Below are 26,895 nucleotides of genomic sequence, written 5' to 3'. Positions count from 1 at the left end.
ATTAGCCATTAAGGAATAAAATAATAATGCCATTCATTTATGGATGGCATTATTTTATTTAACTCGGTACACGCATCACCCAGGAAGACTTAGAGCCACTCTTACCGTTCCCGGCAGACAATGCGCCGCCGGGCAAAAACTAAATCTGATAATCGATCGCCACCTCTTCCGGCTCCATCACCTGGCGTTTGATCTCATCCACGGAGAGCCCCGCATTGCACAGCTCGATAAAACGCCACACATAGTTACGCTGAAGCTGCCCGCGCTTCAGCCCCAGCCAGACGGTGTTCGCATCGAACAGATGACGCGTATCCAGACGCACCAGATTACCGTCCTCATATTCTCCGCCAGACTGCTCGGCCACCAGGCCAATCCCCAGCCCTAACTCGACGTAGGTTTTGATCACGTCGGAATCCTGCGCGCTCAGCACCACGTCCGGCGTGAGCCCTTTACGCTTGAACGCTTCATCTATGCGCGAACGCCCGGTAATGCCCTGCCGGTAGGTGATAAGCGGCCATTTGACGATCTCTTCCAGCGTCAACGGTGAAACCTGGTTCAGCGGGTGTTCGGCGGGTAATAGCAGGCTGTGGTGCCAGCGGAACCACGGGAACGCCACCAGCAGCGGGTCATTGCTCAGCCGTTCACTGGCGATACCGATATCGGCCCCACCGTTATGCAGCAGCACTTCAATTTCCTGCGGCGTGCCCTGGATCAGTTCGAGACGTACGTCCGGGAAGATCTCACGAAATGCTTTGATAACCGTCGGAAGGCTGTAACGCGCCTGTGTATGGGTGGTGGCGATAGTCAGCACACCGGAAGCGTCGTTGGTAAAGAGATCCGCCAGCCGACGAACGTTGCTGGCCTCGTTGAGAATGCGCTCAGCGATGGTCAGCAATGCTTTGCCTGGCTCGGTCATACCCAGCAGGCGCTTGCCGCGACGGATAAAAATCTCAATGCCTAACTCCTCCTCCAGCTCGCGGATATGTCGGCTGACGCCCGACTGAGAGGTGTAAAGCATATTGGCGACTTCGGTCAGGTTGTAATCCCGCCTGGCCGCCTCACGAATAATTTTAAGTTGCTGGAAATTCACAATTCACTCCGGCGCATCTGACATAAGGCTATTGTTAGAGTCAGGCGGGCGGGAGAACAAATAATAAAAACCAGCATCTTATGCTTATTTGGAATATCAGCTGACGAGTTGCAGCTCGCGATTTTCCAGCGACGGCTTACTGACCAGAGACATCAGGATCTCTTTCACCGCCTGCGCCTGCGGTGACAGGGAGCCGCGCGCGGACATATTCAACGACAGCGGTAAGCTCATGGATGGCGTGGTGATGCGGGCCATCCAGCCGTTCGCCGCGCTGCACAGTGAACGTGCGGCAGACTCGGGCAGAACCGTTACACCCATGCCGCTGGCAATGGCGGCAGTCAGCGTGGAGATGGAATCAATCTCGCCGATGATCTTCGCCGTCAGACGGCGCAGCGAGAACGCTTCGTCAACGCGCACGCGCACGGCACTGTAGTCGCGCGGCAGGAACAGATTCATCTCTGCCACAGCGGTTAAATCAATGCTCTGGCCGGGGCAATCACGGGTACCGACCAGGTAAAGATCTTCCTTCAGCAGCGGCTGGCTGGTGATCCCGGCAACCGGGGAGCGATCGTACAGCACCGCCATATCCAGCTGACCGTTGAGCAGTTTGTCATTGAGCACGGAACCACTGTTCTCATGCAGATAAACCAGCACTTCCGGTAGCTCCGCGCGCACCGCCTGAAGCAGCGGCATGGTGACAGACGATGCGGCCGTTCCCGGCGCCAGGCCAATGGAGACATGGCCGCTCAGGGTCTGACCCACATTGTGCACGGCCAGCTGCGCCTGTTCACACTGACGCAGGATCGTGCGGGCATGGGTATATAAAATTTTTCCCGCTTCGGTAGGCGTTACGCCGCGCTTGGTGCGGATCAACAGTTGCTGGTCCATTTCGCCTTCCAGAGTCGCGACCTGCTGGCTCAGCGCAGGCTGCGCGATATGCAGCACTTCAGCCGCCTGGGTCAGGCTGCCGATATCGACGATTTTTACGAAGTATTTCAGTCGTCTTAAGTTCATGTTGCCCCCTGTTCGAAAATAGCGTGCCGGTAACGGCTGTGTTGTTAAACAGGTTTTGCAATATGGATGCCAGTTTTTTGCAGCGGGTGTATGTCGCTGCTAAGCGGCTGAAAATAAGGAAAGCCAATCACTGGTGCCTGTTTTGAGACGGGGACAACGGTTTCCGATCTGCCCCATTCGGGGTATATCTGCACAATAATGGTGCATTCCGTTGGCAAAAACGTCACTTTGCTGGTTTTGTCAGCAAACAGTTCAAAGTCGGCGATCCATCCTTTGACAAGGCGTACGCAGGTCGATAATATGCGCCCCGTTCACACGATTCCTCTGTAGTTCAGTCGGTAGAACGGCGGACTGTTAATCCGTATGTCACTGGTTCGAGTCCAGTCAGAGGAGCCAAATTTGAAAAGCCTGCTTTTAAAGCAGGCTTTTTGCTTTTCTGCGTTCGGTCAGTTTGTCGGGTGGCGCTGCGCTTACCCGACCTACATTCTGCGTTCGGTAAAATTGTCGGGTGGCGGCTTCGCCTTACCCGACCTACGGTCCTGTAGGCCCGGTAAGCGCAGCGCCACCGGGCATAGCAAGCTTCACCGGCATCCCCGACCGCCGTTCCAGCTCAGCCCCCGCCCCTTCACTTATTAGCTGCGTCCTTTGTGCGGCTGAAATGGGCAGCGGCACCTTATTTGTCGATTCAAATTCCGCGCGATTGCGTGACAGCGGCTCGTGAACCTCTACCCAACGGCTACCGTCCGGCTCGGTGGTCACCTTTAAGGGCTGATCGATAAGCTGTACCCTCGTCCCCACCGAAACGTTATCGAACAGGTATTTGATATCGTTATTACGCAGGCGAATGCAGCCCTGGCTGACGCGCAGACCAATGCCGAAATTTGAGTTGGTACCGTGGATCGCGTACAGCCTGCCGATATAGAGGGCATACAGCCCCATCGGGTTATCCGGCCCGGCGGGAACGAACGCGGGCAACGTTTTCCCCTCTTTCGCGTAAGCGCGTCGCGTATTTGGCGTGGGTGACCAGGTTGGGCCTTCCTGTTTGCGCTCAACGGCGGTTACCCAGTTACGCGGCGTTTCGCGCCCGGCCTGACCGATGCCAATAGGCAGCACCTCAACCGTGTTGCTGCCGGGTGGATAATAGTAAAGTCGCATTTCCGCGACGTTCACCACAATCCCCTCGCGCACGGTTGGCGGCAGAATAAGCTGCTGCGGCACCACCAGCTGTGTTCCGGCTAGCGGTAAAAACGGATCCACGCCAGGATTGGCTTCCAGCATATTGCTCAACCCCTGTCCGTGCTGCGCTGCAAACGCTTCGAGCGGCAGGGTATTGCCCTCAGGCACGGTGATGGTGATCGGCGCCCCCACCAGACGGCTGCCCTCGGGAGGGAGGGGGTAGGTTACAGCAGATGCAGCGGGAACCAGAATACCAAGCGTAAAAACGAACGAGGCAAATCGAATCATAGTGTTCTGTACTCAGTCAAAGAGAAAGCCTGCCGGTGGGCAGGCTTAGCCTACCCATTCAGTCATCTTTTCGTCGTGCGCCATCTCCGGGTAAGGACTTTTTCTGCTTCAACAATCATGAACATCGCAAACCCAATCAGGAAGGTAATGATCCAGTAGCGGAACGGTAGCGCTTCGGTACCGAACAGCATTTGCATGAACGGCGCATAGATGATCAGAAGCTGAAGGGCCAGAAGTACGCCGCTCACGATCCATATCCCCTTGTTAGCCAGCAGACCTTTACTCAGGGAGAAGCCGTCGGTGACGCGGCAGTTGAGCATGTAAAACCACTGGGCGGTGACCAGCGTTTGCAGCAACACGGTGCGGATGAACTCCGGTGAGTAGCCGCGTGGTTGCAGCCAGGCCTCCAGCACAAAGGCGCTGATGGCAATCATCAGGCCGACAAACACCACTCGCCAGATGGCATAACCGTCCATCACATGCAGGTTAGACTTACGCGGCGGCCGGTTCATGATGTCCTTCTCACCCGCTTCAAACGCCAGGCCAAACGACAGCGTTGCCGAGGTTGCCATGTTCATCCACAGGATCAGTACCGGCGTTAGTGGGATCAGGTTCCCCGCCAGCAGGGCAATAATGATCAGTAAGGCCTGGGCGATGTTGCTCGGGATAACGAACAAAATGGTCTTTTTCAGGTTGTCGTAGACCCGACGCCCTTCATGGACCGCCCGGGCAATGGTGGCAAAGTTATCATCCGTTAACACCATATCGGCGGCTTCTTTGGTGACTTCAGTACCTTTGATCCCCATCGCGATGCCGACATCCGCCCGCTTCAGCGCCGGCGCATCGTTCACCCCGTCCCCGGTCATTCCGACCACTTCCTGCTTACTTTGCAGCGCCTGCACCAGGCGGAATTTATCTTCCGGGCTGGTGCGGGCAAAGATATCGTATTTTTGCGCCGCCTCGCTCAGCTGGTGGTCGTCCATCGCCTCCAGTTCGCGCCCGGTAATGGCGCTCACCGCGTTGCCAATACCCAGCATCTGTCCAATGCTCATCGCCGTTTGTGGATGATCCCCGGTAATCATTTTCACGCGAATGCCCGCCTGCAAGCAGTCGGCAATGGCCGAAATGGCTTCCGGGCGCGGGGGATCCATCATGCCCGCAATGCCGAGCAGTATGACCCCTTCTTGCAGATCCGCATGCGTCAGCTCGCGCTGCCCGCTGGCAGCCGGTTTCCAGGCCGCAGCCACCATGCGCAATCCCTCGCGCGCATACTCTTCAATCTTCTCTTCCCAATAGTGCAGGTTGAACGGCTCCAGCCCGTTTTGGGTCTGCTGGTGCTGGCAAAGACGGAAAAGGACGTCCGGCGCACCGGTGATTAACATCACCTCTTCGTCGCCCAGGCGATAGAGGGTGGACATGTATTTATATTGCGAATCAAATGGGATTTTACTGCGCAACTCGGCGTCAATTGCCGGAAGCGGGATTTTGGCCGCCAGCACCTTCAGCGCGCCTTCGGTTGGACCGCCGGTGATTTTCCACAGCCCCTGCTCATCTTTGATCAGCTGGCTGTCATTACAGAGATCGACTGTGCGCAGATAGCGCTCAAGCACAGATCCCGGGGTCACGGTGACCGGTGTCGGATCGTCAACGGGGTGAATAGTACCCACCGGCTCGTAGCTGTCTCCCTCCACGCGGTAGGTGGTGTCCGCGGTAATCACCGCTTTTACCGTCATCTCATTCATGGTCAGGGTGCCGGTTTTATCCGAGCAGATAACCGTCATCGCCCCCAGCGTTTCCACGGTAGGCAGCTTGCGAATAATCGCCTTGCGACGCGCCATCGCCTGCACGCCCAGCGAGAGGATGATCGAGATAATGGCCGGTAATCCTTCCGGCACCGCCGCTACCGCAAGGCTAATCAACGACAGCACCAGCTCTGATACGGGCATATCACGGAAGATAAGACTGAAAACGAACAGCGCCAGCATCATTACCAGAATGGTGATAAAAATGGTCTTGCCGAGCTTGTCCATTTGCACCATCAACGGGGTACGGTGTTTTTCAATGTCTGACATCATCTGGTTGATATGGCCGAGTTCGGTCTCCCCACCGGTCGCCACCACCAGCCCTTTTCCCGCGCCGGAGCTGACGGTGGTGCCAGAATAAAGCAGGTTGTAACGGTCGCCTAACGGCAACTCCCCGTGGAGCGCATCGCTGCTTTTCTCCACTACCGTGGATTCGCCGGTGAGAATAGCTTCTTCCACCCGCAGATTGTGCGCCTCTGTCACGCGAAGATCGGCAGGAATGCGATCCCCGGCGCGTATCACGACGATATCTCCGGGCACCAGCGCTGTCGTCGGGATAGTTTCATGGTTGCCCTGCCGGATGACCACAGCCTCGCTGGAGAGCATATTGCGAATACTTTGCAGCGATTTCTCCGCATTGCTCTCCTGAATATGGCCAATCAGGGCGTTAATAATGGCTACCCCAAGAATGACAAACATATCCACCCAGTGTCCCATTATCAGCTTCAGCAGCGCCGCCGCCAGAAGGACGTAAATAAGGACATCGTTGAAATGGGCCAGAAAGCGCAGCCAGCCAGGTTTACCCGGTTTTTGCGGTAAGGCATTTTCACCGTATTTTTCCAGCCTGGCGGTGGCTTCTGTACTGCTAAGTCCGTCGAGGCTGGATTGGATATTTGTCAGGGTTTCATCAACGGTCTGTTGATAATACGGACGGTGAGGCTTTTCTGTTATCATCGTTCCTTCCTCAGGTTCTTTTCAGAAATCACCTTGCTTTCATGACATTAACGAATAACGAAAACAGGAACATGCGCGTAACGAACGATACTCGCCGCCTCTGATCCTAATAAATGAGTTTGAATATTTGGATTACGTGATCCCACAATAATCGCACCGACGTTAAGCTCATCCGCCAGTTTGATTACCTCATCACGTATATTCCCGCTGCGAACATGTAGATGGACATTTGCTTCGGGCAGGTTGATTTTTTTTACCAGCGCAGCCAGTTTTTCTTTAGCATTATTAATCATATATTCATCCATCTTTCTCGCGTCTGCAATAAAACCGCGGGTCAGTTCCGCCGAGAACTTTGGCATAACGTACAGCAGATGGACATTACCCGATGCGCTTTGCGCCAGGAATTGGGCATGCTGTAGCGCTTTATCAGACAATGCTGTTTCGTATACATCCACCGGCACCAGAATCGTTTTATACATATCAAGCATCCTTTTTATAACCAACACAACAGTGAGTGAATCAGGAGAGATCGCATCAAACCCATGGGTACAGGCGTGAATGCCTTTTACGGAAAAAAAGGAATGGATGCTATTAAACGTAGCACAGGAATATCAGGATGTTATTCAAAGGGGATACACCATCGTAACGCTTGTTTCGCCTGAGTATGTCACGCCACTAATAATGGTTATTTAACATTTATTTATTCACCGACTATGCTCATAGTCAGGCATGCAACACGTTTATTCTCTTTATCCCGCGCCACCTTCAACCTCATGGAGGAATGCATGTACGGTTTAAGCCTGATTCGCCTTGGTTTGTTTATTGCGCTCGCCATTATCGCCAGCACAGCAATCGGTCTATTTACCTATGTGGTCGTCTCGGCCCTGGCAGAATAGCGCCACCCCAGCATTGATGACGAAATAAATAAAACAATTATTATCAGGGGAATACTGTGAAGCGCTACCTCTCTCTTCTGCCTGCTGTTTTATTGCTGCTGACGGGGTGCGATCCGAAACCCGACCGCGCCGCGCCCCTGCCGAAAATGGTAAAAGTCGCAGAGGTGGTCAAGGCCGGCAACGCGCAGCAGCGCGTGTTTCCCGCCCGTATTGAATCCGGCGACGCCACGGATCTCGCGTTCAAACGAGCCGGGCAGATTGAGACCCTGGACATTCGCCAGGGTGCCGTTGTCAAACAGGGGCAACGACTCGCCAGCCTCAACGCCCGTGAAGCCCGGCAGCGCCTGAACGACAGGCAAACGGCGGCGACCCTGGCTCAGCGGCAATTCGACCGCTTCCAGACCCTGGCGGGACGCCAGGCCGTGTCGAAAGCCGAGATGGATGTCCAGCGCGCCAACCGCGATTCAGCAAACGCCGCGCTACAGATTGCGCGCGAAGAATTAAGCCAGATGACGCTCGTCGCCCCCTTTGGCGGGACAGCGGCCAGCGTCCATGTGCGAAATCATCAGGTCGTCTCCGCCGGCCAGCCCGTCGTCACTTTGACCCGTACCGATCTGCTGGACGTGGTGTTCAGCCTTCCAGAGAACCTGTTTAACACCTTCGATATTCGCAATGCGCATTACAAACCGGTAGTGAGGATCAATGCCCTGCCCGGTCGCGAGTTTACCGCTGTGTACAAAGAGCACTCAGGCAGTAGCGACAGCAACACTTTGACCTGGCAGGTGATTTTAACCATGCCCCGCCCGGATGATTTTCCCGTCGTGGGCGGCGTCAGCGGAACGGTCACCATCAATTTAACCAACCTTCCGGCTGGTGTGGGCAGTGAGGCGCTGGTAGTGCCGGTTGAAGCGGTCTTTAACCCGGATAACCGCCCGCGCAATGAGCCACATGTCTGGGTGGTGACGGGCGAAGGCGATACGTTGCACCTTGAAGATCGTAAGGTCAGCGTGGGGCAAGTCAGCGCTGAGGGGGTCGTCATCGTCGGTGGGCTTAAGGCCGGTGAACGCGTGGTGGCCGCAGGCGTTGGGGAGCTACATCCCAACCAGCCGGTACGTATCTGGACGCGTGAACGGGGACTGTAATGGATATCTCTCGTCAGTTTATCAGCAACCCGGTTCGCGTCTGGCTGACGATTTTGCTGCTGGGCGTAGGCGGCATTATTGCCCTGTTGAACATTGGCAGACTGGAAGATCCGGCGTTTACCATCAAAACGGCGGTGGTGATCACCCATTATCCGGGCGCGTCGGCGCAGCAGGTTGAGGAAGAGGTCACCCTGCCGCTGGAAAATGCGCTTCAGCAGTTACCTTATCTGGATAACGTCAGCTCCATCTCCTCCAGCGGCCTGTCGCAGATCACGGTCAATATAGCCTCGCGCTACCACTCAAATGCACTGCCGCAAATCTGGGATGAACTGCGTCGCCGGGTGGGAGATGCCGCCAGACAGTTTCCACCCGGCGTAGTGACCCCGTTTGTGAATGACGATTTTGGCGATGTGTTCGGCTTTTTCTTTGCCATTTCCGGAGATGAATTCAGCAATCCGGAACTGGTCCGGTATGCCGAGCTGCTGCGCCGGGAGTTGGTCCTCGTGCCAGGCGTGGGCAAAGTGGCCATCGGCGGAGCCCTCACTCAGCAGATTAACGTGGACATTTCTCTGAGCAAAATGGCCGCGCGCGGGATAACGCTGAACCAGCTTTCTGCCCAGCTCAGCAGGCTGAACGTGGTCTCCAGCGCGGGAGAGATCCCCTCCGGTACCGAGTCAATTCGTCTGCATCCTACCGGTGAATTCGAAAGTATTGACGAGCTGGCCGATCTCATCGTGACCCCGCCCGGCGTTGGGGCGGCTACCCGCTTACGGGATATTGCCACCCTGTCACGCGGGCTGGATGCGTCCCCTGCCAGCATCTACCATGCCAACGGCAGAAAAGCCGTCACCATGGGCGTCTCCTTTATCCCCGGCGTTAACGTGATCGACGTGGGACATGCCCTGGAGGCGAAGCTAGAGCAGATGTCAGCCGAGAAACCGGCAGGTATCCATATCGACCTGTTTTACGATCAGGCGGCGGAGGTCGGGCATTCCGTTAACGGATTTATCATTAACTTCCTGATGGCGCTGGCAATTGTCATCGGCGTGTTGTTGATCTTTATGGGCTTACGCAGCGGGATTATTATCGCCTTTTCCCTCGCCCTCAACGTGCTGGGCACGCTGCTGATCATGTATCTCTGGGGTATTGAACTACAGCGCATTTCACTGGGCGCGCTGATCATCGCCCTCAGCATGCTGGTCGACAATGCCATTGTTATTGTCGAAGGGGTACTGGTAGCCCGGCAGCAGGGCTCGTCCCTGATGAACGCCATTAGCGACATTATTCGCCGTTCTGCGCTGCCGCTGCTGGGTGCAACGGTCATCGCCATCCTGGCCTTTGCGCCCGTCGGGCTGTCGCAGGATTCCACCGGCGAATACTGTAAGTCGCTGTTTCAGGTCCTGCTGATTTCGCTCATGCTGAGCTGGTTCTCAGCCCTCACCATTACGCCAGTGCTGATTAAGTGGTGGCTGTTTAAACGAGATGCTGCACCGCCAAAGGCCGACGAAACGGATCCCTATGACAAACGCATCTATCGGATCTATCAGGGTGTGCTCAACGCGCTGTTACGGCGTAAAGCGCCAACGCTGGTAGTGATGGCCGCACTGCTGGCCGCCGCCATCTGGGGCTTTGGCTCGGTGCGGCAGAACTTCTTCCCCTCCTCCAGTACGCCAATTTTCTTTGTCGACCTCTGGCTCCCTTACGGTACCGACATTAACTGGACCGAGAAGATGACCGGTGATATCGAGAAAACCATTAACGGCCAGCCAGGCGTGGAAACTACGGTCTCGACGATTGGTCAGGGAAGTATGCGATTTATTTTGACCTACAGCGGACAGCGGCAGTACAGCAACTATGCGCAAATTATGGTGAGAATGGACGACCAGCGTAACATCCCCGCCCTGACCCGCCACATGGATGAATACATCGCACGGAACTATCCGCAGGTTAACGCCAGCACGAAGCGGGTGATGTTTGGCCCCTCCGGCGACAGCGCCATTGAAATACGTATTAAAGGCCCCGATCCGGACAGGCTGCGTCTGATCGCCAGCCAGGTAGACAACATCCTTACGCGCGATCCGGCGACGGACAGCGTCAGGAACGACTGGCAAAATCGCAGCAAAGTGCTCCGCCCGCAGTACGTCACTGCGCTGGGACGTGAGCTTGGCGTGGATAAGCAGGACGTCGATAACGCACTGGAGATGAATTTCTCCGGCAGTCGGGCAGGACTGTACAGAGAAGGCAGCGACCTGTTGCCCGTGGTGGTGCGCCCGCCGGAAAGCGAGCGGCTGGACGCCAATCACCTGAATAACGTCCTGGTCTGGAGCCAGACCCGGCAGCAGTATATTCCGCTGAGCAACGTCATCAGCGGCTTCGCGCTGGAGTGGGAAGATCCGCTGATCCTGCGCCGTGACCGCTCCCGCGTGTTGACCGTGCAGACCGACCCTGACCCGCTAAGCCAGCAAACCTCCGGCGATATTCTCGCCCGCGTGAAGCCGCAAATAGATGCCCTGCCCCTGCCTCACGGCTACAGCATTGAGTGGGGCGGGGACGCGGAGAACTCCAGCGAAGCGCAGCAGGGGCTATTTACCACGCTGCCGCTCGGGTATCTGGTGATGTTTGTGATCACGGTGCTAATGTTCAGTTCGGTGAAAAACGCCGTCGCTATCTGGCTGACCGTGCCGCTGGCGCTGATCGGCGTGACGCCGGGGTTTTTAATTACCGGCATCCCCTTTGGCTTTATGGCGTTGATTGGCCTGTTGAGCCTGAGCGGGATGCTGATCCGCAACGGCATTGTGTTGGTGGAAGAGATAGAACAGCAGAAAGCGCAGCAGGATCAGCACAGTGCTATCGTGTACGCCGCCACGTCGCGCCTGCGTCCCATCCTGCTCACCGCCTTTACGACCGTACTCGGCCTCGCCCCTCTGCTGCTGGATGTGTTCTTCCAGAGCATGGCCGTTGTGATTATGTTTGGGCTTGGGTTTGCTACAATCCTGACGCTGCTGGTACTCCCCGTAATTTACGCGTGTTTCCATCGTAAGGACAAAGCTGAACAACAATGAATGCGACAGGGCTGAATATCATCAAGACGCTGGGCTGTATGACGGCGGTGACCTTTTTCACCATCTACAACACCTGGGATCATTACGATTATGACTATCACTGGATCCTCGGTTTTTTAACCTTCATTTCGACCATCGCCACGCCGTTATTTTTTGTGGTTGCAGGGTATCTGGACGGGCAATCCCGACACGGCACGCGCTGGCAGCTGGATAAGATCAAAAGCCTGGTGATCGTCTTTCTGTTCTGGGTAACGATTTACTACCTGTGGGAGCCCTATCAGCGCGGATATCTGATCCAGCCCTGGTTCGTGTTCGCGTTTATCGTGATTTACACGTTTCACCCGGTGGTGGAGCGGCTCAGTCAGCGACGAATGCTCTTTTGCGGGGTCATTGCCGCCCTGCTGCTTTTCTCATACGGGTACGATTTGCTGTCAGCCCTCTATCCTGATGCCCACGTCCTTTCATTGTCGCCGCAGTATCGCCTGTGGACGTGGCTGCTGTTTTATCTGACGGGGCAGCTCTTTTGCGATCCGCAGATCGCGGCGTGGATCGGCCGCAAAAATGTGGTCAGGGCCGCGGTGATTGCCATACCATTTATTTATCTCTTCACGTGGTTTTACGAGCGGCACTTCTTTTTTGCGCTATTTAAAGCAGACAGAAACGCCTTTATTCTTACCGGATCGCAAATCTACATTCTGATTATTGCCCTGGTGATTGCGGCCAACGGCGTGCGGTTTCGCCGCAATGCGGAGTTTAAAGAGTCCGTGCTGGCCGCCATTAGCAAAACCATGACCGGGGTCTATATTATGCACTACTCGGTGTTTCACCTGCTGACCGCGCTCATTCCGGTGACGTCCCTGAGCACCAAACTTGCTCTGATTGTGCTTACGTTTGTTACGTCGGTCCTGTTTTCGCTGCTGATCCTGTCCAACGCAGTGGCCAAAAAAGTGATCACCCTCTAAAAGCCCAGGCGCAGCCAGGCAAACAGCACGTTGCCGTTGTTGTAGGTCCCGGGAATATAGGTGAACTGGACGGTGACGCGCTTATATCCGGCAGAGAAAAGCGGGAAGATAAACGGCAGCGGGACATAGTTGGCAAAGTCGTCGCGTGCCGTGATCCCCGCAGCGGCCCCCAGCCCCAGACGGAAATCTTTTGCGTTATCCAGATACCAGCCTTTCTCCCAGCCGTAGCCCATCGCAGGCTGCCATTCGTTATGTGAATCTTTGAACATCATGGCAAAGAGCGCGCTCCAGTTGCCCTCGTCGTTGTAGCGGGACACGCCCAGCCCCCCGCCCCACGGCATTTCGTTGTAATTGTCGGTTTTCTCTTTGTCATACATGAATCGAGCATGCCAGCTCAGAAACGGAAGGTAGAGATCGTAACGATCCGGCTGTTCCCAGGTTTGCGCAATATCGTCCGTTACTGCATCCCACCAGCGGTGAATACGCTGTTCGCCATAGACTTTCGGCTCCGCATGCAGCGGAGATACGACTAAAAACAGGACTACCCACAGTGCAGGAAAGAGGCGTTGCATCGTTATACCCTCAGCTTACGTCACGCAGCGATCGTTATTACTGTAAACCATTCAGCCCTAACCGGAGCCAAACAGGCTGATTTATGTTGTCGCCCGATAAGATGAAATTTATTTATTCTGCGCTTTCAGGAAAGATAAAAACGTTTTCTCAGGCCGCCTGTCGCGGTAGTCTCATACATTCCGTCAATATGACGGCCGTGATGTGAGTGACCTTTTCTTATACCAATAATTAAAAATCAGTACAGACAGGACAACTATGGACTCCACCCTTATCTCCGCTCGCCGCAACGAGGAGACACCTTCGCTTAACCGCGCCCGCCGCGCCGCTTTAGGTAGCTTCGCAGGCGCCGTCGTCGACTGGTATGACTTTCTGCTCTACGGTATTACCGCTGCGCTGGTCTTTAACCGTGAATTCTTTCCCCAGATCAGCCCCGCCATGGGCACGCTTGCTGCGTTTGCCACCTTCGGCGTCGGTTTTCTGTTTCGTCCGCTGGGTGGGGTAATTTTCGGCCACTTCGGTGACCGCCTTGGCCGGAAACGTATGCTGATGCTCACCGTCTGGATGATGGGCATTGCCACCGCGCTGATCGGTATTTTGCCCTCCTTTGCCTCGATTGGCTGGTGGGCTCCGGTGTTGCTGGTGACGCTGCGCGCCATTCAGGGCTTTGCCGTCGGCGGTGAATGGGGCGGCGCGGCATTGCTGTCCGTGGAAAGCGCGCCGAAGAATAAGAAAGCGTTTTACAGCAGCGGCGTGCAGGTGGGTTATGGCGTGGGTCTGCTGCTCTCCACGGGCCTGGTGTCGCTAATAAGCCAGCTCACGACAGACGAGCAGTTCCTGAGCTGGGGCTGGCGTATTCCGTTTATCTTCAGCATTGTGCTGGTCGTGGTGGCCCTGTGGATCCGTAACGGCATGGAAGAGTCGGCTGAGTTTGAACGGCAGCAGCGCGAAAAACCGGTCGCGAAAAAACGGCTGCCGGTGATGGAAGCGCTGGTGCAGCACCCTGGCGCTTTTCTGAAAATTATCGCCCTGCGCCTGTGCGAACTGTTGACGATGTATATCGTCACCGCCTTTGCCCTGAACTATTCCACGCAGAATCTCGGGCTGCCGCGCGAGCTGTTCCTGAATATCGGCCTGGTGGTGGGCGGGATCAGCTGCCTGACCATCCCCTGCTTCGCCTGGCTGGCGGATCGCTTTGGCCGTCGACGGGTATATATCACCGGGGCGCTCATTGGCACACTCAGCGCCTGGCCGTTCTTTATGGCGCTGGAGGCACAGTCGGTCTTCTGGATTGTCTTCTTCGCGATCATGCTTGCGAACATCGCTCACGATATGGTGGTCTGCGTGCAGCAGCCAATGTTTACCGAGCTGTTTGGCGCAAGCTACCGCTACAGCGGCGCGGGCGTGGGATATCAGGTGGCGAGCGTGGTCGGCGGCGGGTTTACGCCGTTTATCGCCGCCGCGCTGGTGACGTTCTCCGGCGGTAACTGGCACAGCGTGGCGATTTATCTGCTGGCGGGTTGCCTGCTTTCTGCCGCCACCGCCCTGTTGATGAAGGAAACCGCGCACAGCTGATCTCCTCACTTTTGTTTCACAGGCGTGTGACATACTATCGGGTATAGCCGCACACCTGTGGAACAAGGAGACAGACATGAATAATAAGGGCTCCAGCCTGACCCCGGCTCAGGCGCTGGAAAAACTCGACGCGCTGTATGAACAGTCCGTCAATGCACTGCGCAGCGCCATCAGTGATTATATCGAAACAGGGAAACTTCCCGATGAAAAGGCCAGAACCCAGGGCCTTTTTGTTTATCCATCGCTCTCTGTCACCTGGGACGGCAGCGCCAGCAGCAATCCAAAAACCCGCGCCTATGCGCGTTTCACCCACTCCGGCTGTTACAGCACGACCATCACGCGACCAGCGCTGTTCCGCCCCTATCTGGAAGAGCAGCTTACCCTGCTGTATCAGGATTACGGCGCGCATATCAGCGTTGAGCCGTCCCTGCACGAGATCCCTTACCCGTACGTGATAGACGGCTCGGCGCTGACGCTGGATCGCTCCATGAGCGCGGGGCTGACCCGCCACTTCCCGACCACTGAGCTGTCGCAGATTGGCGATGAGACGGCGGACGGGATCTATCACCCGGCAGAGTTTTCACCGCTGTCGCACTTTGATGCCCGCCGTGTCGATTTCTCGCTGGCACGCCTGCGTCACTACACCGGCACCCCTGCCGAACATTTCCAGCCGTTCGTGCTGTTTACCAACTACACCCGCTACGTAGACGAATTTGTCCGCTGGGGCTGTAGCCAGATCCTCGACCCGGACAGCCCTTACATCGCCCTCTCCTGCGCGGGCGGGATCTGGATCACCGCCGAAACCGAAGCACCGGAAGAGGCCATCTCCGATCTGGCGTGGAAAAAGCACCAGATGCCAGCCTGGCACCTGATCACCGCCGACGGTCAGGGCATTACGCTGATTAACATCGGCGTTGGCCCGTCGAATGCGAAAACCATCTGCGACCATCTGGCGGTACTGCGCCCGGACGTCTGGCTGATGATCGGCCACTGCGGCGGCCTGCGTGAAAGCCAGCTGATTGGCGATTACGTCCTCGCCCACGCTTATCTGCGTGACGACCATGTCCTTGACGCGGTTCTGCCGCCGGATATTCCTATTCCGAGTATCGCGGAAGTGCAGCGCGCCCTGTACGACGCCACTAAAGAGGTGAGCGGCATGCCGGGTGAAGAGGTGAAGCAGCGCCTGCGTACCGGTACGGTCGTTACCACCGACGATCGTAACTGGGAGCTGCGCTATTCCGCCTCCGCCCTGCGTTTCAATCTCAGCCGTGCGGTCGCAATCGATATGGAAAGCGCCACCATTGCCGCGCAGGGCTATCGCTTCCGCGTCCCTTACGGCACGCTGCTGTGCGTGTCCGATAAACCGCTGCACGGCGAGATCAAACTGCCGGGCCAGGCGAACCGTTTTTACGAAGGGGCGATCTCAGAGCATCTTCAGATTGGCATTCGCGCCATCGATTTACTGCGTGCAGAGGGCGACAAACTGCATTCCCGCAAGCTGCGCACCTTCAATGAGCCACCGTTCCGCTGATAACAAGGACCCACTCACCCGGCCTGGGATTCCGTAGGTCGGGTAAGCGGAGCGCCACCCGACAATTTCACGAACGCAGAAAAGCAAAAAGCCTGCTTTAAAAGCAGGCTTTTCAAATTTGGCTCCTCTGACTGGACTCGAACCAGTGACATACGGATTAACAGTCCGCCGTTCTACCGACTGAACTACAGAGGAATCGTGTGAACGGGGCGCATATTATCGATGCGCCCTGAGGATGTCAAAGGGTGAATGCAGATTTTCAATCGTTTGCCGATTTATTCTCCACTTCGCACATTTGTCAGGCACTTGCCGTTTCCGAAACCTCCTGCTCCGGTTTTTTTCGCGGATATTTCCACAGCCAGCGCCCGCTCACCATGCGCCAGTAGAACAGCGCCCCGCGCACGGCCCAGTCAAGGAACATCCCCAGCCAGACGCCGACAACGCCCATACCCAACATTACCCCCAGCGTGTAGCCCGCCACAACGCGACAGCCCCACATGCCGAGCATGGAGACCCACATCGCAAACCGGGCATCGCGCGCCCCTTTCAGCCCGGCAGGAAGTACCCAGGACGCGGCCCAAATTGGCATAAACGCCGCGTTGAGCCAAATGAGCACCTTCACGACCTCTTTCACGTCATTTTCATGCGTATAGAACGAGGCCATCAGCCCGGCAAAAGGCGCAGTTCCCCACGCAATCGCCGTCAGTCCAATAGTTGAAAGCCAGAAGACGTGCCGAAGTTGTCGTTCCGCCTGCCCTATCTGCCCCTTTCCGAGGCGTCTGCCGGTGATGATCGTCGACGCCGACCCCAGCGCGTTTCCCGGCAGGTTAATGAGTGAGGCGATGGAGAAGGCAATAAAGTTGCCGGCGATGACGTCTGTTCCCATCCCGGCAACAAACATCTGCGTCAGCAGTTTCCCACCGTTAAACAACACGGATTCGATGCTGGCCGGAATCCCGATCCCCATCACTTCCCAGATAATGGCGAAGTTAAGCGGACGGAAATAGCTTTTCAGCGTCAGGCGCAGCGATGGCGTAATTCCCGCCATCAGTACGCCAATTATCGCCGCCGCACCAATATAGCGGGAAATGGTCAGCCCTAAACCCGCGCCGACAAAGCCCAGCCCCTCCCAGGAAAAGACGCCGTAAATCAAAACGCTGCTGATAATGATATTCAGGATGTTCATGCCGCCGTTAATCAGCAGCGGAATTTTGGTATTTCCTGCTCCACGAAGCGCACCGCTACCAATCAGCGCGATGGCAGCTGCCGGATAACTCAGCACCGTCATTTCCAGGTAGGTGAGAGCCAGATCCTTCACCTCGCTGGTCGCTTCTCCCGCGACAATGTCGATAATTTCTTTGCCGTAATAATGGATAACCGCCGCAAGGATGATCGAAAAGAGGGTCATGATCATCAGCGACTGTCTGGCCGCTTCGCGGGCACGCTTCGGATCAAGCTTGCCCAGGCTAAACGCCACCACCACCGTCGTACCGAGATCGATAGCGGCAAAGAAGGACATCACCACCATGTTGAAACTGTCCGCCAGCCCTACCCCGGCCATGGCTTCTTTACCGAGCCAGCTCACCAGAAAAGTGCTCAGCACCCCCATTAGCAGGACGCAGGTATTCTCCAGGAAAATAGGCACGGCAAGGGGGGTGATTTCACGCCAGAACAGAACTCGATAGCTCTTACGTTTTGCATACCAGGGCGTGCGCATAATCGCCTGGCGTAGGGGTGCGGTGACGTTCAAAATGGACCTTAGAGAGAAAGTTGAAACTCCATTTCAAATGATGGGGCAGAAATGCGTATCCTGCAAAGTATTTTCCATAAAATTATGTTTGGATTTACAACAAAATGACGACAGAATCATCAATCAAACGCTTTTGCCTGAGATCAGGTTTGACAAAAGTTTTTTCGCCGCTAAGATAAGCCTCCACAACGATTCCTCTGTAGTTCAGTCGGTAGAACGGCGGACTGTTAATCCGTATGTCACTGGTTCGAGTCCAGTCAGAGGAGCCAAATTTAAAAAGCCTGCTTTTAGAGCAGGCTTTTTGCTTTTCTGCGTTCGTGAAATTGTCGGGTGGCGGCTTCGCCTAACCCGACCTACGTGATAACAGTCCTGTAGGCCCGGTAAGCGCAGCGCCACCGGGCAACAGAGTGTGCGATTACTCGCCTTTAGCGTCGACGTTTTTGATTTCGCCCATCACTTTCAGCTTCTTGGAGATGTCGCGACGCTCTTTGGACAGCTCAGCGTTTTTGATGATGTAGTCATCAACGCGATCTTCATAATCGCTCTTCATGCTGGCGATGATGCCCTGAATAGCTTCAACGCTCATGCCAGGCTTGATGTAGTCGCTCAGGTTGTCCAGCAGCAGGACACGTTTCTGGTTGTCACGGATCTTCTTCTCTACGTCCTGGATTTCGCGCTGTAGCTTGTTTTTGCGGCGGAACAGGCGGACGAACTCCAGAACATCCTGGAACGAAGGCTTGGTAGTTTCCATTTTTACACCCCTGATAATGTGAGATTCGGATTCGTTAAAGCAACCGTTTTAACAGACAGCGGCTGCGAATGACAATGAGTATATCGTTTAAAACCATCATAACCCTAATTGTTGCTGAATCGAAGCAGCAGGCATCACATACGCTTTTTATTTGCGCAGTGCCCGGCAAATCAGCTGCGATAACAACTCCAGCTGTCGCGCCAGCTCCATACTCAGCCAGACATAACCATGGATGGGCGTTTCCGCCACATTGTCTCCCTGGCGCTCATTCATCAGCTGTTTAAGCTCGGCGACGATTTCGTTCAGCCGCTCGCTGTTCGCCCGTATCGGCTGTGGGTTACCTTCATATAGCGCATGGGCGATGGTCAGCAGGGTTTGTTGCGTCATCTGCTGCGTCTCTTTCAGCGTATGCGCGTTGAGCATCAGAAGATGGCTGGGGCGTGAGGCCCAGTGGGCATTGATTTGCAGTTCAAGCATACAGACCAGATTACGGCTGACCGTCTGAATAGCTTCAAAAATGGCTTTCTGGATATGGGTTTCTTTGCTTGCCGGGGTAATCAACCCGCGCATTTTGACCACATCATTAAGGATTTTTTGCAGGTGCTTTTCCAGCCGCGGGCGCTCAATCAGATTCGGCGAAAACCCGGCCTGGTAGACCCGGTTAAATGCCGTGACGTAGTTTGCCATCTGAATGCGCCAGTGCAGGAAGGCGCGCTGCGGCCAGATGCCGGTAAACAGCATGGCGAGCAACGAGCCGAGGATCACATCCCCGCTTCGCCACAATGCGGTGGTCATATCGCCCGCCGGTGCGCCGACCACAACCGCGAGCGTAATGCCAATCAGCAGCGCCTGATACGGTTTCTTGCCGAGGGCCAGCCATCCACAAAGAAACATCGCCACCGCGCACCACAGCAACATGACCGGAAACGAAATCAGCTCCAGCTTCAGGGCGATAAGCCCAAGCGCTGAGCCTAAAACGGTGCCGCCTATGCGTTCGAAAGCGCGCGGGACCACGTTCCCCCAGAATGAGATCGGCCCCATCACCACCACCAGCGTGATCAGCGGCCACGTCCCTTCCGGGATATCCAGCAAACGAACCAGTACGAAGGTCAACACAAACGCCAGCGCAATGCGGCAACCGTGCACCACGCGATAATGTTTGTATAACCGAATTTCAAAAGGGGTTAATGACTTGTCGGGGCGCACACCCGTCTCCAGCTCTACGGCAAACCACAATTGTACTGTGTTTTCAGCCGGGTGGATCGCGCCCGGCTGAAAAACCCTGCATTCCGCAGGATTATCCCACTTTGTGCTCTACCGGTACAAACATCTCAATATCCCAGTAGCCGTCAGCATTGCCATCGTTCAGATAGCGTTCGAAGCAGGGTTTTGCCGCGATCTGGAATTTTTTGTCTTCCAGCAGGGAGTTGAAGAATTGATACCACGGAGTGGCGAAATCATGATTTTCGACGCGCGCGGCGGCAATAGCATACTCTCCGGCAGCAATTTCGGTCATCATCACCCCTTCGCTGTTTTCAGGAATAGTGAAATCGTCCGCTACCGTTACGGCGGTAACGCAGCGGAGCTTTTCTGCCGGCACGTCATCCGGATTGTCATAATAAACGGCCACCCACTCCTGCGGCTGAATATGACGCCCGTCTACCCACATGACCAGCTGTTCAAATCCCTGCTTGACCGTCTTTTCCCACGGCCCCACGAGATGAAAGCCAGCGATCGTACGTTTCTGTTGCTGCCTGATGCTGTAGTCCATGCTGCCTCCGTTTATTACTGTATATATATACACTGTAAAGCAGAATCGAGATTATCGGCAAACCAGGAGTGTTTATTATGTGAGCAGACTCGCAACACTGCCAGTCTGCCCAAAAAGGTCAGAGTTTATGATGCAGATAATCGCCGAGGCGGGAGAAAAGGCCGCCCTTTTCAACGCTTTCCAGCGTAACCAATGGCCAGTGCGCTACCACCTTGTCACGATCGTACAGCTGGATCTCCCCTACCCGCTGATGCGCGGCGATCGGCGCTTCCAGCTCTTTTTTATCCATCACGTATTTCGCCTTGATGTTCGGCACTTCCGATTTGGGTAATGCCAGCCAGAAGTCCTGATCCGTGCCCAGCGCGATCTGCTCTTTATCGCCGTACCAGATGCGCTCGGTTCCCACCTTTTTACCGTTATGCAGGATCTGCACCGTATCAAAATTTTGCTGTCCCCAGTGCAGCAGCTTGCGCGCCTGATCTTCACGTCCTTTCGGGCTGTCTGCCCCCATCACCACCGCAATCAGTCGACGCTGACCGTCCACCGCGGAGGCAATCAGGTTAAAGCCCGCGCCCGAGGTGTGACCCGTTTTCAGGCCATCCACGTTCATGGTCTTATCCCACAGCAGGCCGTTGCGGTTCTGCTGGGTGATGCCGTTCCAGGTCAGGCTCTTTTCGCTGTACATGTGATAGAACTCAGGCTCGCCGTGAATGATGGCCCGGGAAAGCACGGCGAGATCGTAAGCGGAGCTGTGCTGACCCGGTGCATCCAGCCCGTGTACGGTTTCGAAGTGGGTATCGCGCAGGTTCAGCTTTTCAACGTAGTCATTCATCATCCTGACGAACTGCGGCTGACCGCCCGCCACGTGATCCGCCAGCGCCACGCAGGCGTCATTGCCGGAATCAACAATCAGGCCGCGGCTGAGATCGCGCACGGAAACCCGATCGCCCTCCTTCAGAAACATCAGCGACGAACCGTCAAAGACCGGATTGCCTTTTGCCCAGGCGTCACGTCCGACCGTCACAATGTCATCGGGGCTGATGCGGTGGCTATCAATAGCACGATCGACAACGTACCCCGTCATCAGTTTGGTCAGGCTCGCCGGATTACGCTGCTGATGTTCGTTGCCCGCCGTTAAGATTTGACCCGTGGTGTAATCCATCAATACCCAGGAGCCAGCCTGGATGGCAGGTGGCTGAGGTGAAAAATCCAGCGGCTCGGCAGCCAGCGCGGATGAAATACTCGAAGCGAGTAAAGAAACAGCAATAAACAGACGGCGTTTCAACGGTATATCCTCAGGTCAGTAAAAATCGATGACCTTTTTACGGGAGTTCTGATGTCGTTACCTGCCTTAATTGCAAAAAAATGTGACAGCACGCAGATTTTTTCGGAACAAATCTCGCAAATTTCTTGCCTGACGGTGCTTTTTATTCGGACTGCTCACCCCAATCGTTTACCATAGAGACGTCAATTTTTAACAGGATGAGATTACTGGTGTCTGACTCTGCCGCGCGCCCGACTTTTTTGTTCCACGATTACGAAACCTTTGGCACCCATCCGGCGCTGGACCGACCGGCGCAGTTTGCGGCTATCCGTACCGATGACGAATTTAACGTCATCGGCGAACCCGAGGTGTTTTACTGTAAGCCCGCCGATGACTATCTGCCGCAGCCGGGCGCGGTAATGGTGACGGGCATCACGCCTCAGGAAGCGCGGGATAAAGGCGTTAGCGAAGCAGAATTTGCCCGTCGCATCCACGACCTGTTCACGGTGCCCAATACCTGCGTGGTGGGTTACAACAACATCCGTTTTGACGATGAAGTGACGCGCAATATCTTCTACCGCAACTTCTACGATCCGTATGCCTGGAGCTGGCAGAACCGTAATTCACGCTGGGATTTGCTGGATATCATGCGCGCCTGCTATGCGCTGCGCCCGGAGGGGATTAACTGGCCGGAGAACGACGACGGCTTGCCGAGCTTCAGGCTCGAGCACCTGACGCGGGCCAACGGCATTGAGCACAGCAACGCCCACGACGCGATGGCAGACGTTTACGCGACCATCGCTATGGCGAAACTTGTAAAAACCGCGCAGCCGCGCCTGTTTGAGTATCTGTTGAGCCATCGCAGCAAGCAAAAGCTGATGACGCTAATTGACGTGCCGCAGATGAAACCGCTGGTGCATATTTCAGGGATGTTCGGTGCGTGGCGCGGGAATACAAGCTGGGTGGCGCCGCTTGCCTGGCATCCGGACAACCGTAACGCCGTCATCATGGTGGATCTCGCCGGAGATATCTCCCCGCTGCTTGAGCTCGACAGCGACACCTTACGTGAACGGCTCTATACGCCGAAAGAGGCGCTGGGTGACCTGCCAGCCGTACCGGTAAAACTGGTGCACATCAATAAGTGCCCGGTGCTGGCGCAGGCCAACACGCTGCGCCCGGAAGACGCCGACCGGCTGGGGATTAACCGTCAGCACTGCCTCGATAACCTGAAAGTGCTGCGCGACAACCCGCATGTGCGCGAGAAAGTCGTCGCCATTTTTGCCGAAGCAGAGCCGTTCGTGCCGTCTGAGAATGTGGATGCGCAGCTTTATAACGGCTTCTTCAGCGACGCCGATCGCGCGGCGATGAATATCGTGCTGCAAACCGACCCGCGTAACCTGCCCGCGCTGGATATCACCTTCGCAGATAAGCGCATTGAGAAGCTGATGTTTAATTATCGCGCGCGCAACTATCCCGGCACGCTGGATGAAGCAGAGCAGGAACGCTGGTTACAGCATCGGCGCAACGTGTTTACGCCGGAGTTTCTTAATAGCTACGCCCAGGAGCTGGAGATGCTTTACGGTCAGTATGAAGGGAATGCTGAGAAGCAGGCGCTGCTGAAAGCGCTGTTCCAGTATGCGCAAGAGATTGTCTGAATAGCGGGTACAAAAAAGCCGGAGGCGATGTCTCCGGCTTTTTTTTGCCGGGTGGCGCTAACGCTTACCCGGCCTACGAAACTGTAGGTCGGGTTGAGCATAGCCGTCACCCGACACAGTCTTACGCGACGTCTTCGTACTGAGGAACCGGGTTGCGGAAGCTTCTGGTCACGCAAGCCAGGTAAATCAGACCGATTGCACCCCAGATCAGACCCAGAACCATTGAGCTCTCTTCCAGGTTGATCCACAGGGCGCCCACCGTCAGGGCACCACACACTGGCAGCACCAGATAGTTGATGTGGTCCTTCAGCGTCTTGTTGCGCTTCTCACGGATCCAGAACTGCGAAATCACGGAGAGGTTAACGAAGGTGAACGCCACCAGCGCACCAAAGTTAATCAGCGCCGTGGCCGTTACCAGGTCGAATTTAATCGCCAGCAGGGCAATAGCGCCCACCAGCAGCACGTTCCACGCCGGGGTACGCCATTTAGGATGCACGTAACCGAAGAAGCGGGTTGGGAACACACCGTCACGGCCCATCACGTACATCAGACGAGAAACGCCCGCGTGCGCAGCCATACCGGAAGCCAGTACAGTGACGCTGGAGAAGATCAGCACACCCCACTGGAAGGTTTTACCCGCCACGTACAGCATAATTTCAGGCTGTGATGCATCCGGATCTTTAAAGCGAGAGATATCCGGGAAGTACAGCTGTAAGAAGTAAGACGCACCGATGAAGATCAGGCCGCCAATCAGCGCGGTCAGGAAAATCGCTTTCGGGATCACGCGCTCAGCGTCTTTGGTCTCTTCAGACAGAGAAGAGATACCGTCGAAGCCCAGGAACGAGAAGCACAGGATAGTCGCACCGGTGATCATCGGCACTACGTGAGCGCCTTCAGACCAGAACGGACGGGTGCTGGTCAGCGTACCTGCGCCTTCACCGTGGGAAACGCCGTAGATGATCAGCCCAACGATAACCGCAACAATCCCCATCTGAAGGATCACAATCAGGGTGTTGAAGTTAGCCACGGTCTTGATACTGCGCAGGTTAGAGATGGTCATAAAGGCCACCAGCGCCACAACGAAGATCCACGACGGCACGGAAGGCACCAGCGCTTCGAAGTAAATTTTTGCCAGCAGAATGTTGATCATCGGCATGAACAGGTAGTCCAGCAGTGATGACCAGCCCACCATAAAGCCAACCGCCGGGCTAATGGATTTCTGAGCATAGGTGTACGCAGAGCCTGCGGACGGGAAACGGCGAACCAGTTTACCGTAGCTCAGCGCTGTAAAGAGGATGGCGACCAGCGCAAAGGCGTACGCCGTTGCAACGTGACCGTCAGTAAGGCCTGATACGATACCGAATGTATCGAACAGCGTCATCGGTTGCATATAGGCAAGGCCCATCATAACAACCGGAATCAACGTAAGCGTTTTACGTAATTCCACGCGAGAGGTGTTTGGAGTTGCGTTATGCGACATAGTTATTCTCCTTTACGGTGATAACCGCCACGTAAGCGAAAAATTGCCCCATTTCTTTCTTCCTCAGCGACAACAACTGTCGGATTTTAGTAAATATCTATCCGGTACGAAGCCCGGCCTCTTGGTTTTTAGTTTCGTTTCGTACATGCAAAAAAAAATAACCGACGCCTTTTATATCGTCGATTATTCATTTGTTTGCAGCGGCGGCATTTTGCCCTATTCCAGATACAAAAGGCAATACATTGAGAAACCTGCCCATAAATTAATTTTACTAACTGATTGATTTCCCATCATCTGCCTGAGCGTAAACTGTGGCGATAGCACTATTTGCTAAAATTTCGTCTCGCCACCAGGCGCTGGCAAGCCCGGCGGTCTGTTCATTCCAGCCTACCCATACCGATTCGTTACTGCTTTGCGCTAAAACTTGTTTTTCCACCAGCGCTCCGCTGTCAATAAACCGCTGCGCTAAATAACGGGGAAGGTAACCGCACCCCAGGCCGCTTATTTGCAGCTCCAGTTTGGTTTTAAAATCAAAAACGGTGATGGCCTCCTGCTCATCCAGCAGCTGCGATGAAATGCCGCATTCGGGGCGAGAGCTGTCTCCAACCACAATGGCGCGATAGTTTTTAATGACGCGTCGGGTAACTGGCTCCGGTTCATTCGCCAGCGGGTGATGAGGCGCAACGGCAAAAACCTGCTCCAGAACGCCGAGCCGCGCAAAACCAAATTCGCTCAACTGGGGAGGCTCATGCAGCGCGCCAACGATGATATCCGCCCTGCCCTGCGTCAGGGCCTCCCAGGAACCGCCCAGCACGCCATTGATAAAAACCAGCCGGGTGACGCTGTGGCGCTGATAGAACGCCTCAATAAGCGGGGTAAGCAGGGAGAAAGGGAATGTATCATCAACCCCAATCACCAGCTCATTTTCCCAGCCCTGGTGAAGTTTGACGGCCTGTTTTTCCAGCTCGCGAACCGTATGCAGCACGTCACGCCCTTTTTCCAGCAGCATCTGCCCTGTACGGGTGAAACGCGCGCGATGCCCGGTGCGGTCAAGGATTTGGATATTCAGATCGCTCTCGAGCTTTTGCACGGTGTAGCTCAGAGCCGAAGGGGTTTTATAGAGCTTCGCCGAGGCGGCGGCAAAGCTCCCCTCTTTTTCCAGCGCATCCAGAATAACAAGAACATCCAGCAGCGGTTTCATCTTCGCCCCCTTGCGGTGTGCGATTGTCTCCGCCGGCGCAATTATTCCATGGGCATAACCAGCGGATCGGGATACTGATATTCAAATCCCAGTTCATGGCAAATACGATTGCCATCAATAATTTTGCCTTTGCGTTCCCCCTGCGCCTCGCTGAATACCGGCGGCGCCAGACCCAGCTGGCGCGCCATCAGCGGATAAAAGGTACTGCGCGGCGGATGCGAGGGCGCACATATATTATAGATGTGCCCCCCTTTCGGAGCCTGCAAAAGCAGTTCTATTGCGCCGATAACATCCTCAAGATGCACAAGATTAACCCCGTGCTGGCCATCCGGCGCGGATTTACCGGCAAAGAAGCGCCCCGGATGACGCCCCGGCCCCACCAGTCCGGCCAGGCGTAAGATATCCACCTGCGTGCCAGGCAGATTGTGCAGCCAGTCTTCCAGCTCTTTCAGTACCCGGCCGCTGGCGGTCACCGGACGGCGCTCGGTGTTTTCTTTCGCCGTACCGTCGATATCGCCATAGACGGAGGTGGAGCTGGTGAAAATGATACGCGGGATATGGTGCGCCAGGGCGCTGTCGACAATCTCCTGCACCGCCTGCAAGTAAAAAGACTCACCCGGGCCGCTGCGCCGCGCCGGTAAGGTAATGACCAGCGCGTCCACATTCATCAGTTCATCCAGTTCGTCGGTATCGCAGATAAGCTCGGGTTCGAGACGCAGCTCGACACCATCAATGCCGCACATGCGTGCCGCTTCAACCCCATCTCGGGTGGTCTTACTCCCTGTCACCTGCCAGCCTTTCGCGGCTAATGACATCGCCAGTGGCATTCCTAACCACCCTAACCCGACAATCGCGACCTTTTTCATTACATTCTCCGCTTAACGATGCCTGTTATAAGGCTACGCCAGCCTGGTGGAACGCACAATTCATACCATCAATATGAAATGAATTAATGATCAAA

Annotated in this window: 21 protein-coding genes and 3 tRNA genes; 8 read left to right on the top strand and 16 right to left on the bottom strand. The window is 55.5% G+C overall.

Annotation, left to right across the window (positions count from 1 at the left end; translation table 11 throughout):
• Positions 1-139: 139 nt before the first annotated feature.
• The gene (gene cbl, locus SK58_RS10430; RefSeq protein ID WP_045142649.1) at positions 140-1,090 is read right to left on the bottom strand and encodes an HTH-type transcriptional regulator Cbl; all 951 of its coding nucleotides are present in this window, start codon (positions 1,088-1,090) and stop codon (positions 140-142) included.
• Between the two features lie 96 nt (positions 1,091-1,186).
• Entirely contained in the window at positions 1,187-2,104 is a 918-nt protein-coding gene (gene nac / locus SK58_RS10425; RefSeq protein WP_003859531.1) for a nitrogen assimilation transcriptional regulator NAC, read from the bottom strand.
• A gap of 320 nt (positions 2,105-2,424) precedes the next feature.
• Here nac and SK58_RS10420 point away from each other — a divergent pair.
• Positions 2,425-2,500: transfer RNA gene (locus SK58_RS10420), tRNA-Asn, on the top strand.
• Between the two features lie 135 nt (positions 2,501-2,635).
• Here SK58_RS10420 and ldtA read toward each other — a convergent pair.
• From ldtA to SK58_RS10405, 3 genes are all read right to left on the bottom strand, one after another.
• On the bottom strand, positions 2,636-3,568 hold the full coding sequence (gene ldtA, locus SK58_RS10415; protein ID WP_048219824.1) for a L,D-transpeptidase: 933 nt from the start codon (positions 3,566-3,568) through the stop codon (positions 2,636-2,638).
• Between the two features lie 62 nt (positions 3,569-3,630).
• Positions 3,631-6,324 carry a cation-transporting P-type ATPase gene (locus SK58_RS10410; RefSeq protein WP_048219822.1) on the bottom strand — a complete coding sequence of 898 codons (2,694 nt, stop codon included), beginning with the start codon at positions 6,322-6,324 and terminating at the stop codon, positions 3,631-3,633.
• 47 nt (positions 6,325-6,371) lie between these two features.
• On the bottom strand, positions 6,372-6,803 hold the full coding sequence (locus SK58_RS10405; RefSeq protein WP_003859525.1) for a universal stress protein: 432 nt from the start codon (positions 6,801-6,803) through the stop codon (positions 6,372-6,374).
• A gap of 473 nt (positions 6,804-7,276) precedes the next feature.
• Between SK58_RS10405 and SK58_RS10400 the strand changes: the two genes are divergently transcribed.
• From SK58_RS10400 to SK58_RS10390, 3 genes are read left to right on the top strand one after another with little or no spacing between them, the layout of a single operon-like run.
• Entirely contained in the window at positions 7,277-8,362 is a 1,086-nt protein-coding gene (locus SK58_RS10400) for an efflux RND transporter periplasmic adaptor subunit (protein WP_048219820.1), read from the top strand.
• On the top strand, positions 8,362-11,424 hold the full coding sequence (locus SK58_RS10395) for an efflux RND transporter permease subunit (protein ID WP_048219818.1): 3,063 nt from the start codon (positions 8,362-8,364) through the stop codon (positions 11,422-11,424). Before SK58_RS10400 ends, SK58_RS10395 begins: the two co-directional genes overlap by 1 nt.
• Positions 11,421-12,386: an acyltransferase gene (locus SK58_RS10390; RefSeq protein ID WP_045910849.1), complete on the top strand. Its 966-nt coding sequence runs from the start codon at positions 11,421-11,423 to the stop codon at positions 12,384-12,386. Before SK58_RS10395 ends, SK58_RS10390 begins: the two co-directional genes overlap by 4 nt.
• Here the strand turns inward: SK58_RS10390 and pagP are convergent.
• Complete coding sequence (pagP, locus tag SK58_RS10385) at positions 12,383-12,958, bottom strand: lipid IV(A) palmitoyltransferase PagP (protein WP_003859516.1); 576 nt, start codon at positions 12,956-12,958, stop codon at positions 12,383-12,385. The genes SK58_RS10390 and pagP overlap by 4 nt on opposite strands.
• A gap of 256 nt (positions 12,959-13,214) precedes the next feature.
• Between pagP and shiA the strand changes: the two genes are divergently transcribed.
• Both shiA and SK58_RS10375 read left to right on the top strand, forming a co-directional pair.
• Complete coding sequence (gene shiA / locus SK58_RS10380) at positions 13,215-14,531, top strand: shikimate transporter (protein ID WP_032648852.1); 1,317 nt, start codon at positions 13,215-13,217, stop codon at positions 14,529-14,531.
• Between the two features lie 76 nt (positions 14,532-14,607).
• A complete protein-coding gene (locus SK58_RS10375; RefSeq protein WP_015572404.1) occupies positions 14,608-16,062 on the top strand; it encodes an AMP nucleosidase in 1,455 nt (484 codons plus the stop codon).
• A gap of 119 nt (positions 16,063-16,181) precedes the next feature.
• Here SK58_RS10375 and SK58_RS10370 read toward each other — a convergent pair.
• A tRNA-Asn gene (locus tag SK58_RS10370) sits at positions 16,182-16,257 on the bottom strand.
• Positions 16,258-16,360: 103 nt separating this feature from the next.
• Positions 16,361-17,779, bottom strand: coding sequence for a multidrug efflux MATE transporter EmmdR (emmdR, locus tag SK58_RS10365; protein WP_023294986.1), 1,419 nt, complete (start codon positions 17,777-17,779; stop codon positions 16,361-16,363).
• A gap of 226 nt (positions 17,780-18,005) precedes the next feature.
• Here emmdR and SK58_RS10360 point away from each other — a divergent pair.
• A tRNA-Asn gene (locus tag SK58_RS10360) sits at positions 18,006-18,081 on the top strand.
• Between the two features lie 146 nt (positions 18,082-18,227).
• On the opposite strand, the gene SK58_RS10355 is transcribed toward SK58_RS10360, so the two are convergent.
• From SK58_RS10355 to dacD, 4 genes are all read right to left on the bottom strand, one after another.
• Positions 18,228-18,563 carry a DUF496 family protein gene (locus SK58_RS10355; RefSeq protein WP_000450410.1) on the bottom strand — a complete coding sequence of 112 codons (336 nt, stop codon included), beginning with the start codon at positions 18,561-18,563 and terminating at the stop codon, positions 18,228-18,230.
• A 147-nt stretch (positions 18,564-18,710) separates the two neighbouring features.
• Positions 18,711-19,769 (bottom strand): FUSC family protein, encoded by a 1,059-nt coding sequence (locus SK58_RS10350; protein ID WP_017693112.1) that lies wholly within the window; start codon positions 19,767-19,769, stop codon positions 18,711-18,713.
• A 91-nt stretch (positions 19,770-19,860) separates the two neighbouring features.
• A complete protein-coding gene (gene sbmC, locus SK58_RS10345; protein WP_048219815.1) occupies positions 19,861-20,334 on the bottom strand; it encodes a DNA gyrase inhibitor SbmC in 474 nt (157 codons plus the stop codon).
• A 118-nt stretch (positions 20,335-20,452) separates the two neighbouring features.
• Positions 20,453-21,625, bottom strand: coding sequence for a serine-type D-Ala-D-Ala carboxypeptidase DacD (gene dacD, locus SK58_RS10340; protein ID WP_047740833.1), 1,173 nt, complete (start codon positions 21,623-21,625; stop codon positions 20,453-20,455).
• A gap of 191 nt (positions 21,626-21,816) precedes the next feature.
• On the opposite strand from dacD, the gene sbcB reads away from it, so the two are divergent.
• Positions 21,817-23,253 carry an exodeoxyribonuclease I gene (gene sbcB, locus SK58_RS10335; RefSeq protein ID WP_369700083.1) on the top strand — a complete coding sequence of 479 codons (1,437 nt, stop codon included), beginning with the start codon at positions 21,817-21,819 and terminating at the stop codon, positions 23,251-23,253.
• A 121-nt stretch (positions 23,254-23,374) separates the two neighbouring features.
• On the opposite strand, the gene SK58_RS10330 is transcribed toward sbcB, so the two are convergent.
• From SK58_RS10330 to SK58_RS10320, 4 genes are all read right to left on the bottom strand, one after another.
• Positions 23,375-24,733, bottom strand: coding sequence for an APC family permease (locus SK58_RS10330; protein WP_006811203.1), 1,359 nt, complete (start codon positions 24,731-24,733; stop codon positions 23,375-23,377).
• Positions 24,723-24,785 carry a membrane protein YoeI gene (gene yoeI, locus SK58_RS22870; protein ID WP_099458931.1) on the bottom strand — a complete coding sequence of 21 codons (63 nt, stop codon included), beginning with the start codon at positions 24,783-24,785 and terminating at the stop codon, positions 24,723-24,725. Before yoeI ends, SK58_RS10330 begins: the two co-directional genes overlap by 11 nt.
• A gap of 219 nt (positions 24,786-25,004) precedes the next feature.
• Positions 25,005-25,934, bottom strand: coding sequence for a LysR substrate-binding domain-containing protein (locus tag SK58_RS10325; protein WP_015572401.1), 930 nt, complete (start codon positions 25,932-25,934; stop codon positions 25,005-25,007).
• A 41-nt stretch (positions 25,935-25,975) separates the two neighbouring features.
• Positions 25,976-26,800 (bottom strand): SDR family oxidoreductase, encoded by an 825-nt coding sequence (locus SK58_RS10320; RefSeq protein ID WP_017383300.1) that lies wholly within the window; start codon positions 26,798-26,800, stop codon positions 25,976-25,978.
• Positions 26,801-26,895: the final 95 nt, after the last annotated feature.

This window comes from Enterobacter sp. BIDMC93, assembly GCF_001037805.1.
In the GTDB taxonomy this organism is placed as follows: domain Bacteria; phylum Pseudomonadota; class Gammaproteobacteria; order Enterobacterales; family Enterobacteriaceae; genus Enterobacter; species Enterobacter hormaechei_C.
This window is presented reverse-complemented; position numbering and strand designations above follow the sequence as displayed.